General features: G+C 65.6%; 12 protein-coding genes. 5 read left to right on the top strand and 7 right to left on the bottom strand.

What is annotated here, in order from left to right; genetic code table 11:
* The 3 genes from EN745_RS19240 to EN745_RS19230 form a co-directional block, all read left to right on the top strand.
* The coding region (locus tag EN745_RS19240; RefSeq protein ID WP_245487769.1) for an AIR synthase-related protein at positions 1–378 on the top strand (378 nt) is incomplete at its 5' end.
* Complete coding sequence (purN, locus tag EN745_RS19235; RefSeq protein ID WP_127422019.1) at positions 375–1,082, top strand: phosphoribosylglycinamide formyltransferase; 708 nt, start codon at positions 375–377, stop codon at positions 1,080–1,082. The genes EN745_RS19240 and purN, both read left to right, overlap by 4 nt.
* A 15-nt stretch (positions 1,083–1,097) precedes the next feature.
* The gene (locus EN745_RS19230) at positions 1,098–1,613 is read left to right on the top strand and encodes a histidine phosphatase family protein (RefSeq protein ID WP_126055567.1); all 516 of its coding nucleotides are present in this window, start codon (positions 1,098–1,100) and stop codon (positions 1,611–1,613) included.
* Between the two features lie 200 nt (positions 1,614–1,813).
* On the opposite strand, the gene EN745_RS19225 is transcribed toward EN745_RS19230, so the two are convergent.
* Positions 1,814–2,041 (bottom strand): DUF680 domain-containing protein, encoded by a 228-nt coding sequence (locus tag EN745_RS19225; RefSeq protein WP_126055568.1) that lies wholly within the window; start codon positions 2,039–2,041, stop codon positions 1,814–1,816.
* 565 nt (positions 2,042–2,606) lie between these two features.
* Between EN745_RS19225 and EN745_RS19220 the strand changes: the two genes are divergently transcribed.
* Entirely contained in the window at positions 2,607–3,275 is a 669-nt protein-coding gene (locus tag EN745_RS19220) for a response regulator (RefSeq protein ID WP_126055569.1), read from the top strand.
* Entirely contained in the window at positions 3,265–4,617 is a 1,353-nt protein-coding gene (locus EN745_RS19215; protein WP_127422018.1) for a sensor histidine kinase, read from the top strand. Before EN745_RS19220 ends, EN745_RS19215 begins: the two co-directional genes overlap by 11 nt.
* A gap of 11 nt (positions 4,618–4,628) precedes the next feature.
* Here the strand turns inward: EN745_RS19215 and EN745_RS19210 are convergent, their stop codons facing one another.
* The 6 genes from EN745_RS19210 to EN745_RS19185 form a co-directional block, all read right to left on the bottom strand.
* A complete protein-coding gene (locus EN745_RS19210; protein WP_127422017.1) occupies positions 4,629–5,507 on the bottom strand; it encodes an ABC transporter permease in 879 nt (292 codons plus the stop codon).
* Positions 5,508–5,604: 97 nt separating this feature from the next.
* On the bottom strand, positions 5,605–6,459 hold the full coding sequence (locus EN745_RS19205; protein WP_127422016.1) for an ABC transporter ATP-binding protein: 855 nt from the start codon (positions 6,457–6,459) through the stop codon (positions 5,605–5,607).
* 164 nt (positions 6,460–6,623) lie between these two features.
* Complete coding sequence (locus EN745_RS19200) at positions 6,624–7,637, bottom strand: ABC transporter substrate-binding protein (protein ID WP_127406519.1); 1,014 nt, start codon at positions 7,635–7,637, stop codon at positions 6,624–6,626.
* A gap of 175 nt (positions 7,638–7,812) precedes the next feature.
* Positions 7,813–8,589: a 4-hydroxy-tetrahydrodipicolinate reductase gene (gene dapB, locus EN745_RS19195; RefSeq protein ID WP_127422015.1), complete on the bottom strand. Its 777-nt coding sequence runs from the start codon at positions 8,587–8,589 to the stop codon at positions 7,813–7,815.
* 62 nt (positions 8,590–8,651) lie between these two features.
* Positions 8,652–9,461, bottom strand: coding sequence for an arginase family protein (locus EN745_RS19190; protein WP_127422014.1), 810 nt, complete (start codon positions 9,459–9,461; stop codon positions 8,652–8,654).
* A gap of 90 nt (positions 9,462–9,551) precedes the next feature.
* Positions 9,552–11,340, bottom strand: a 1,789-nt coding sequence (locus tag EN745_RS19185) for a molybdopterin-dependent oxidoreductase (protein ID WP_127422013.1), incomplete at its 5' end; no start/stop codon positions are given.

Raw genomic sequence — 11,340 nt, 5'->3', positions numbered from 1 at the left:
ACGCGCATCTATGTGAAGTCGATCCTCAAGGCCATCCGCAACACGCATGGCATCAAGGCGCTCGCCCACATCACCGGCGGCGGCTTTCCGGAGAACATTCCGCGCGTGCTGCCCAAGGATTTTTCCGCCGAGCTCGACCTCAACGCCATCGACGTGCCGCCGGTGTTCGCCTGGCTGGCCAAGACCGGCGGTGTCGCGCCGGAAGAGATGATGCGCACCTTCAACTGCGGCATCGGCATGATCCTCGCCGTGGCCTCCGGCCAGGCGGCGCAAGTGGCCGCCGTGCTGCAGGAGGCCGGCGAGACGGTGACCCCTATCGGCCGCATCGTGCCGCGCCGCGACGCCGGCGTCATTTACCGGGGCTCGATCGGCCTATGAGCAGGAAACGCACCGTCGTTCTGATCTCCGGGCGCGGCTCCAACATGACGGCGCTGATCGCGGCGGCGAGCGATCCGGCCTACCCGGCCGAGATCGTCGGCGTCATCTCCGACCGGGCCAACGCCGCCGGCCTCGCCATCGCCGCCGCGCGCGGCATTCCCACCAAGGTGATCCAGCGCTCGGATTATGGCAGCAAGGAAGCGCATGACGGAGCGATCGATGCGGCGCTTGCCGGCTTCGGCGCCGAGATCGTCGCGCTGGCCGGCTATATGCGCATCCTGGGCGCCCGCTTTGTCGAGAAATGGCTAGGACGGATGGTCAACATCCACCCTGCCCTCCTGCCCGCCTTCAAGGGGCTGGACACGCATGCTCGCGCCCTGCGCGCCGGCGTTCGCATCCATGGCTGCTCGGTGCATTTCGTCACCCTCGACATGGATGACGGCCCGATCATCGCTCAGGCCGCCGTGCCGGTGATGGTCGGCGACAATGAGGACACGCTCGCCGCCCGCGTGCTCAAGGCCGAGCACCGGCTCTACCCGCTGGCGCTGGGGCTGGTCGCCGAAGGCAAGGCACGCATGCAGAACGGCCACGCCGTGCTCGCCCACTTCGCCGACGATGCCGAAAACGGCAGTTCCGTGGTAATGGCGCCCGACCCGCTGCGCGAGGAAAGCGATCTCGAACAGCTGGCGCGGATCACGCCTTGAGGGATTGGGGGCGGCATGGCGACAAGACAACTCCTCATCCTGCGCCACGCCAAGTCGAGCTGGGACGATCCCAAGCTTGCCGATTTCGACCGGCCGCTCGGCCCGCGCGGTCTGAAGACGGCGCCGCTGATTGGGCGCGAGCTTTCCCGGCGCGGCTGGCTGCCTGACCTGGCGCTGGTGTCGGCCGCGCTGCGCACCCGCGACACATGGCGGCTGGTCGCGGCCGAATTGCCGAAGAGCGCTGCGGCGGAATTCACGGATGCGCTGTACGAGGCGGCGGCGGTGGATGTGCTGGCCGTCGTGCGCAAGGCCGATGCGGCCAGCCTTTTGGTGCTCGGCCACAATCCCGGGCTCGAGGACTTCGCGCGGCGGCTCGCGGGTTCGGGGTCGGATGCCCGCGCGCTGCGGAAGCTCGAGGAGAAATTCCCGACGGCGGCATTGGCCCGGTTTGTCTTCAAGGGAGACTGGGCGGATCTCGGCTTCGGCGGCGCGCGGCTGACGCATTGCATCAGGCCGAAGGAGTTGGGGTAGCGGCCTTGGGTTAGTCGCGGCGCGGCCCTTGGTGCTTGCGGGGCCGAAAGACAAAATCCGAACAAAGCGACAGGGCCGAAGCTTGCCGATTTGATTCAGGCTTGCGCAAAAGCGAAGCGGCGGGACAAGCCCACCGCCTCGAGGCATTCGATGACCGAAGTCATCAGCGATTGCCGACCAGGTCAGGTTGTCGGGTCCGCTTAACGGCCCCAGATGCCTTGGCCGGATTCAGGCTGGGCGACTTCGGAGGTGGTCTTGCCATGCTCGACCGGCTTGCGGATCGACGCCGTGGTCGTGATGTCGACATTGGCGGCAGGCTGGGTGACGGCCGGCTGGTTGACGTTGTTCGAACCATAATGGTCACTGCCGGCGAAGGCGCTGCCCGTGGCAACGAGGAAGGCGGCGGCGGTGAGAGCGATCTTGGTCATTCAGGTACTCCAGTAGTTCTGTCTTCTGTCCGTCAAGTGGCGTGCCTTGGGAGGAATTCGCGTCGCTCGGACCACCCCGAGATGGGCCGTGGCCGCTGTCGTTTCCAGTCACGAAGTTGTGCCGAAAAGACCTTCGGCGCGGCGCTTGAAATCCGGCGCAAGGCTTCCTACTGCCACACTGTTATCTCGCGATATCAATCAGTTAGTAAATTCCACCCGCCACGGGTGCCAAGATCACTTGAGCCGGCGTTCACAACCTGATGCACAATGCGTCAACATAAATCGAACCGATCGGTTCTGTTTTCGTCGATTGGCGCCTGATCACTGCCCGCGGGGAGGTGCCGGTCGCTTTCCATGCGGTCGTTCAGCGACATGAATCCAACACGCAGCGCCTCTCGTCGGTGACCTCCCTGCCGCTCTGCAGTGGCCAAGCCAGCTAAGGTTTGCCTTGTGGGCGGATCGATATTATCCGTTGTGTGCGTGCACCCCATCGGACGCTGCCGGCTGCGTTGGTCGAAAGGTCGACGAGACTGCGGCGGGCAAGATACCTGAACTGCGATAGAAAATGCGGCTGCTGCTTGTCGAAGACAATCGCGAACTGGCTGATTGGTTGGGCAAGACGCTGCGCCAGGCCAATTATGTCGTCGACATCGTCCATGACGGCGAGGATGTCGAGCATGCGCTTGCCGCCGGCGACCATGCGCTGGTGATTCTTGACCTTGCGCTGCCGCGCATGGGCGGCCTGGACGTGCTGCGCATGCTCAGGGCGCGCGGCAACCGGGTGCCGGTGATCGTGCTGACCGCGAACGCCAGCCTCGACGGGCGCGTCAAGGGCCTGAACGAAGGGGCCGATGACTATCTGGCCAAACCGTTCCAGGTCGAGGAGTTGGAGGCGCGCATCCGCGTCCAGTTGCGGCGCGTCAACGACCGGACCGCGCCTGTCGTTGCCTGCGGCGATCTCGTCTTCGACACCAACACGCGGCTGTTTTCGCTGGCCGGCGAGACGCTGGCGCTGACGCCGCGCGAGCACGCGGTGCTGGAGCAGCTGATGGTCAAGGCGGGACGCACGGTGAGCAAGGCGGCGCTGTCGTCGGCGATCTTTGATTTCGAAACAGACGCCGACCCCAGCGCCATCGAGATCTATGTGCATCGCCTGCGCAAGAAGATCGAGGGTTCGCGCGTTCAGATCGCCACGCTGCGTGGCCTTGGCTATCTGCTGCGCGATGCCGGTTAGCAGCCTCCGCCTGCAGCTGCTTGCCTGGGTGGTGCTGCCGCTCGCCGGGCTCGCCACCATTAATTTGTGGACCAGCCATCGCAACGCGCTGGCGACCGCCGACCTGGTGACGGATCGCATGCTGGTGGGTTCGGCGCGCGCCATCGCCGAACAGGTCGCAATCGTCGACGGCGTGCTCGACGCCACGGTGCCGCCGGCAGCGATCGAGATGTTCGACACCGGCGACCGCGACAGCGTCTACTATCGTGTCGAGACCGCGGGCGGACGGCTGCTGACCGGTTATCCCGACCTGCCCGAGGCGCAGGATCGCCCGAGCCTGGAAGCGACCTATCGCGACCGCACGTTGCGGCTGCTGACCTTCAGCCATGCGGTGATCGGCGCCGGCGCGGACTCGCCGATTTCCGTCACCGTCGGCGTCACGCTTGCCGGACACGATGCGATGGTACGGCATTTGTGGTTCAACGCTTTTGCCCAGCAGCTGATGCTGGTGGCGATTGCCGGCGTCTTCGTGCTGCTCGGCTTGCGCCGCGGCCTGGCGCCGCTGATCAGGCTGCGTGATGCCGTGCGTTCGCCGGCTCGCAGCGACCTCGATCCGATCGAAATCACTGGCGCGCAGAGCGAGATCCGGCCGCTGATCGACGCGCTCAACGCCTATATGGAGCGAGTGCGGGGGCAGATGGCGGCGCAGCGGCGCTTCATCGCCAATGCCGCGCACCAGTTGCGCACGCCGCTGGCGCTGCTGTCGACGCAGGCGAGCTACGCGCTGCGCGAAAGTGCGGCCGATCAGCGCCAGGAGGCGCTGGTGGCGCTGCAGGCCAGTTCCGGCCGGCTGGCGCGGCTGGCCGAACAGCTCTTGACCCTGTCGCGGGCCGAGCCTGGAAGCCGGCGGCCGCGCGCCGATCGCATCGACCTGACGGAAGCCGCCCGCCATGTGCTGGAGACGCAAGCGCCGGCAGCGCTTGCGCGCAACGTCGATCTCGGGCTCGACGAAAGCGGGCCGGTGCCAGTGGTCGGCGACGGCACCATGCTGCGCGAGATGATCGTCAACCTGGTCGACAACGCGCTGCGCTACACGCCGGCTGGCGGCACCGTCACCGTCAGACTGGCCGCCATCGATGGCGAAGCGGTGCTGACGGTCACCGACGACGGGCCGGGCATCCCGGCGGACGAGCGAGAGCATGTCTTCGAGCGCTTCTACCGCCTCGCCGACGCAACCGAGGAAGGCAGCGGCCTTGGCCTCGCCATCGTACGCGAGGTGGCCGAAAATGCCGGTGGCCGCGTCACCCTCGCGGATGGCGCGGCCGCCGGCCTGGTGGTCGAGGTGCGGCTGCCCCTGGCCTAGCAATCACAGCTTCATGTCCCCTGCTCGTTGAACGAGGCCGGGCGCCATTTGACGACATAGTCCTCGAAGCGGGTGATGATGAACTCCACCACAAGCGCCATCACCGCCAGGATGATCATCGCCGCGAACACGCCATTGGCGTTGAAGGCGCCCTGCGCCGTCGAGATCAGCAGGCCCATGCCTTGCTTGGCGCCGAGGAATTCGCCGACCACGGCGCCGACCAGCGCGAAGCCGAAGCTGACATGCAGGCTGGCCAGGATCCAGCTCATCGCCGACGGAATGATGACCGAGGTGGTGATCTGGAACGGCGAAGCACCGAGGATCTGTGCGTTGGCGATCATCGACCGGTCCGCCTCGCGCACGCCCTGGAAGGCGTTGGCGAAGACGACGAAGAACACCATCACCACGGCGAGCGCGACCTTGGAGGCCATGCCGAGGCCGAGCGCGATGATGAACACCGAGCCCAGCACCACGCGCGGCACCGAGTTGGCGATCTTGATGTAGATCGAAAAGACGTCGGCCAGCAGCCGGTTGCGGCCAAGTATGATGCCGGCAGCGATGCCGCCTACAGCGCCGATGACGAAGCCGAGGAATGTTTCTTCCAGCGTCACATAAATCTGCAGCCAGAGCGGGCCTTGCGAGGTGCCTTCGGTGACCCACGACCAGATCTGCTGCCAGATGCCGGACGGGCTGGCGAAGAAGAATGGATCGATGATGTTGTAGTCGGCGCCGAGTTCCCACAGGCCGAGGAAGACGACCAGGATAGCCAAGCGCAGGCCGATGACCAGTGCATGGCGGCGTCGCAGCCGCACCCTTGCCCGGGCTTCGGCGACGGCGATGGAGGTATCGCGGGCAGCGGCCCGGTCAACGGTGGGAGAGATGGCGGTCATGGCGGTCTCCTCTCGGAGCAATTCCAGGAAAAGTGCCAAGCGGTTTCCGTCCGGAATTGCGAAAAACAAATCATTGGAGCGGGTCAGCCGCCCAAGTCTAATGGCCGGTCTGCAGGCTGCGGCTCTGGCCGAGCTGCACTTCCTCGCGAAGGTCGTTCCAGATCACTTTGGCGATCTCAACGAATTTCGGGTCATAGCGGATGTCGGCCATGACGCGCGGGCGCGGCAGGTCGATGCGGTAGACGCTCTTGACCGTGCCCGGCCCCGCCGTCAGCACATAGACCTTGTCGGCCAGCGCCACCGCCTCCTCGAGGTCGTGCGTGACGAAGACGACCGAGGATTTCTGCTCCGACCACAGGTCAAGCAGTTCGTCCTGCATGGCGGTGCGGGTCTGCATGTCCAGCGCGCTGAACGGCTCGTCCATCAAAAGAATCTTGGGCTGGTTGATGAAGGTCTGGGCCAGCGCGACGCGCTTGCGCATGCCACCCGAGAGCTGATGCGGATAGTGCTTTTCGAAACGGCCAAGGCCGACGCGGCCGATCCAGTCACGCGCCCGTTCATAGGCCCGCGCCTTGGACACGCCGCGATAGAGCGGGCCGGCGGCGACATTGTCGATGACGCTGCGCCACGGAAACAGCGCATCGGCCTGGAAGACGAAGCCTATGTCGCGGCTGATCTCGGTGACGGGCTTGCCCATGACGCGGACATTGCCGGTCGTCGGCCTGAGCAGGCCGGTGACGAGGTTGAGCGTTGTCGACTTGCCGCAGCCGGTCGGCCCGACGACACAGGCGAACTCGCCGCGCGCGACCGTCATGGTGAAATCGCGGATCGCCGTCATCATGTGGCCGTCGGGCGTGAGGAAGCGAAGCGTCACGTCATCAATGGCGATCGCGGCATCGGACGGCGGCGCGGCCGGAGACAGCTTCTCGGCCGCCATGGATTGCAGTTGCATGGCACACTCCTGTCGTGATGGGGCATGGATGCCAGCGGCACAAGCTCCTTTGGCTTGTCGTCCATCTGCATCTGGAAAGGCGCCGCTGCCGGATTGATTCAGCGGAGCGGCGCAAGTCATTGTTGCTCAAGGGCGGACCGGGCGTCCGCCCTTGCCGACCGATGCTATTTGGCGGCGTCGACGAATGCCGTGGTGTAGGTCTTCGACAGGTCGATCTCTTTGCCCTGCAGGCTCTTGGAGAAGGTCGAGAGAACCTTGAGCACGGTTGGCGGGCCGTCGGCCGGCATGCGGCCGTCCGGCGTGAACATCGCCTTGCCGCCGGCCAGCCCCTGGACGTAGAGGTCCCTGTTACCGGCGTAATAGTCCTTCGGCATCTTGTCGGCGATCTCTTCGGCCGAATGGGTGGCGATGAATTTCATCGTCTTGACGAAGGCATTGGCGAGCTTCTGCGCCTCCTCCTTGTGGCTCTCGATCCAGGCCGACTGTACGTAGAAGGACGCCGCCGGATAGGGTCCGCCCAGCGCTTCCTTGGTCTTTTCCGGCGTGCGCATGTCGACGAGGATGCTGGCCTCGCCGGTCTTGAGCAGCTTGGCAATGGTCGGCTCGGTGGTCATGCCGGCCTGGATCTGGTCCTGCTTGACGGCGGCGATGAAGGTGTTGCCGGCGCCGACTGGCAGCAGCGTGTAGTCACCCGGCTTCAGGCCGTTGCGCACCGCCAGGTACTGGGTCAGGAAATCGGTCGACGAGCCGAGGCCGGTGACGCCGAGGGTCGCGCCCTTGAAGTCGGCCGGCGACTTGATCTCGGGGTGCTTGGCCGACACCAGCTCGACCTCGCCCGGCGCCTGGCTGAACTGCACGATCGACTGGATGTACTTGCCCTTCGACTGCAGATCGACGGTGTGGTCGTAGAAGCCGACGACGCCCTGCACGGCGCCCGCCAGCAATTCATTCTCGGCTTCGACGCCGGCGCGCGAGTTGACCAACTCGACATCGAGCCCCTCGTCCTTGAAGTAACCGAGCTGCTGGGTGAGCACGGCCGGCAGATAGATCTGCTTTTCCATGCCGCCGACGATAATGGTGATCTTGTCGGCCGCTGATGCCGCCGTGGCGCCCGTGGCGACAATGGCAAGCGTCAGCGCCGCTGAACGCAAGGCGCACTTCGAGATGAAACCGGTCACGTAAATTCCTCCACCTGGGCGACGCGCTATCTGGCGACGCCGCATTTTCTTCCTTGCCGGCCGCTCCCAGGCCGGTCACGGCAAGCGCCGCGACGCTGTGATGGCATGCCCAAGCTTTCAGCTGGCTTTCAGTCATTTTAGCGGCTGCCGAAATGGAACCCGGCGAGTTTGCCGGTTAGGAGGCGCCGAGAGCCAGCACGTCGCGCATGGTGTACTCGCCGGGTGGGCGACCGGCGACCCACAGCGCGGCCGCCATGGCGCCGCGCGCGAACATCGAGCGGTCGTCGGCCGAATGCGACAGCGTCAGTACCTCGCCGTCGGCCAGGAAGCTGACGCTGTGCTCGCCGACAATGCTGCCGCCGCGCGCCACCGCGAAGCCGATCTCGCCGGACGGACGTGCAAATGTGACGCCGTCGTGGCCGCGCCGCGCCGCGTCTGCCAGCGCAACGCCCCGTCCCTGCGCGGCCGCATCGCCCAGCATCAGTGCCGTGCCCGAGGGCGCGTCGACCTTCGATCGGTGATGCGCCTCGAATATCTCGATGTCGCAATCGCCGGGGCCGAGCGCGCGCGCCGCCTGCTCGACCAGTCCGGTCAGCATGTTGAGGCCGAGCGAGTAACTGCCGGAACGCACGATGGCGATCTTCTTCGCGGCGGCGGCGATCGCGGCAAGTTCGGCGGCGTCGAAGCCGGTCGAGCCGATCACCAGCGCCGGACCGCCGCGCAGGGCGCAAGCCTCGGCAAGCTCAGCCGACGCGGCCGGCGTGGTGAAGTCGATGACGACGTCAGCAAGCGCCAGCGCTTCGTCGCGCTCGACCAGAACCTCGCCGGTGGCGCCAGGCCGGTGGAAGCGGGCGGCGAGCGCCAGACGCGGATCGGCCACGACGGCTTCCACCATCTGCCGGCCCATGCGGCCGAGCGCGCCGGCTATGGCGATCCTGAGCGGCTGCGGCATGGCTATTCCTGTCGAGAGGCTAGTCGGAACAGAGCTTTAGCACGCCGCCTTGCCAAATTGATTCAGCCGGCAGTCGCGCCATTCGTCTTCAGCATCATCCCGGCGATCTCCTTGACCAGCTTGGCGGCGACCAGCGCGGTCTGGTTGGAGAGATCCTGGCGCGAATTGTATTCGACGACATCGGCGGCGACGATGGGCTGGTCGATTGAGTGGATCAGACCGATCACCGGGCGGGTGGTAAACCCGCCTGGTTCGCGATGGGAAATGCCGGGCGCGAAGGCCGGATCGAGAGCGTCGATATCCATGGAGACATAGACGGGCGTCTTGAGGTCAAGCCGCAGCCCTTCCTTGAAGTGCCGCATCTCCACCACCTCGACACCGAAGCGCTTGAATTGGTCGCGGTGGTGGTCGTTGACGGTGCGCAGGCCGACCTGGATCAGCCGGTCGGCAAGCCGCTCCTCCATAATGCGTGCGAAGGGCGAGGTGTGCGAGCGCGGATTGTCATCATAGGCATGATAGATATCGGGATGGGCATCGATATGCAGGATCGTCAGGCTGGGGTGGCGGCGCCGCACCGCGCGCAGCAGCGGCCAGGTGATCGCATGGTCGCCGCCGAGCGAGATCAGCGGATGGCCGGCATCCAGCGCGCGACCCACCTCGTCTTCGATCCGCTCCCACGGATCGCCGGCCTGCGCGAAATCGATATCGCCATGATCGATGAAGCGGTCGCTGAGGTCAAAGCCGGTTTCCGACCATGAACTGTAAGCATCGCTGGTGAGCTCGCGCCGGATGAGCGGCGGCGCTTCGGCCGCACCGCGCAGCCAGGACGAATTCTCGTCATGCGGAATGCCCAGAAGCGAGATCTTGCTCACGACATCCTCCCTCGTCGCAACAGACAGGGTGTCTCTATAGACGCGGGATCTGGCGGCTGCGACGGCAGGCGCTTGGGCCAGATCGCGGGGTCAGGCCCTAAGCTCTTGCGGCTTGCGCAACCACACCTTGTTGTCGTGCAGCGCCGCACCGCCATAGGGCGCCGGCGCGTCGGCGCCGGTCAGCACATTGATGCCCTCGCCGCGCTCATGCGCGCTGTTCGGCCAGATGCCTTCGGCGATCACCACGCCACGCTGGATGCCGTCGAAGAACTTGGCGTGCAGCACCAGTTCGCCGCGCTGGTTGCCGACCTCGACGCGACCGCCATCGGCAAGCCCCAGCCCGGCGGCATCCTCGGGATGCAGCAGCAGCACCGGCCTGCCCTCCTTTTGCTTCGACACCGGCGTCTCGGCAAAGGTCGAGTTGAGGAAGTTGCGCGCCGGCGAGGTGGTCAGCCGGAACGGATGCGCCTCGTCCGCTGCCTCGATCAGCTCGACATGGTCGGGGAATTCCGGCAGCCGCTCGACCGGCCCGAACAGGCCCATGCTCCTCGGCGGCCGGTTGGGCGCCGCCTGTCCTGACCAGTTGGGGCGGAAGCGGAATTTTCCGTCCGGATGGCCGAAGCCGTTGATGAAATGCGCCGCCTCGAAATCCGGCTGCATATCGATCCATTTCTGTTCCTTCAGGCTGTCGAAGCCGCCCAGCCCGCGCTTGCCGAGGATGATGTCGATATGCTCCTTCTCGGTCAGGCCGAAGCCCGGCCTGTCGCCGACGCCGAGCCGTTTTGCCAGCTCCTCGATGACGAAATGGTTGGTGCGCGGCCCCTCGGGCGGATCGATCAGTTTTGGTCCCAGCGTGATGTGCTGGTTGCCGCCGCCCTTGTAGATGTCGTCATGCTCCAAAAACATCGTCGCCGGTAGCACGACATCGGCGAGCCTGGCCGTGTCGGTCATGAACTGTTCGTGCACGCAGGTGAACAGGTCGTCGCGCAGAAAACCCTGCTTCACCAGCCGCTGCTCGGGCGCGACATTGACCGGATTGGTGTTCTGGATGAGCAGCGCCGTCACCGGCGGTCCGCCATAGAGCGCGTCGCTCGCCCCGGTCAGCACGGGGCCGATGCGCGAGTGATCGAGATGACGGATGTTGGGATCGCGCATCGCTGTACCTTCGAGCACGTCCTGGTTCAGCTTGAAGATGCCCGAATTGGAGTGGAAGGCGCCGCCGCCCTCATATTGCCAGGCGCCGGTGACGGCGGCGATCGAGGCCGCAGCGTGCATGTTGACCGAGCCGTTGCGCTGGCGCGAGAAACCGTAGCCGAGGCGGAAATAGGTCTTCTTCGTCGTGCCGACGAGATGCGCGAAGGTTTCGATCTCGGCGACATCGAGCCCGGTGATCGCTGCCGCCCATTCCGGCGTTTTTGTCCGCAAATGCTCTTCCAGCCCGCGCGGATCGTCAGTGTATTTCTCGAGATAGGCGCGGTCGGCAAAACCGTCGCGGAACAGCACATGCATGACCGCGCAGGCCAACGCGCCATCGGTGCCGGGCCTCAGCACCAGGCCCATGTCGGCCTGTTTCGTTGTGGCATTCTCATAGACGTCGATGACGACGATCTTGGCGCCGCGTGCCTTGCGTGCCTTGATCGCGTGGGTCATGACGTTGACCTGGGTGACCACGGCGTTGGTGCCCCAGATCACCACGCAATCCGACTTCGCCATCTCGCGCGGGTCGGGACCGCGCAGCGCGCCCGCCCCCGCCATCCATCCGGTCCAGGCGAGATTGGTGCAGATCGAGCCGAAGAAGCCGGAGTACTTTTTCGCGTGGCGCAGCCGGTGGATGCCGTCGCGCTGCACCAGACCCATCGTGCCGGCATAGTAATAGGGC

This window comes from Mesorhizobium sp. M4A.F.Ca.ET.022.05.2.1, from assembly GCF_003998845.1.
In the GTDB taxonomy this organism is placed as follows: domain Bacteria; phylum Pseudomonadota; class Alphaproteobacteria; order Rhizobiales; family Rhizobiaceae; genus Mesorhizobium.
Note: the sequence above shows the minus strand (reverse complement) of the source record. Positions and strands in the feature narration are given on the sequence as shown.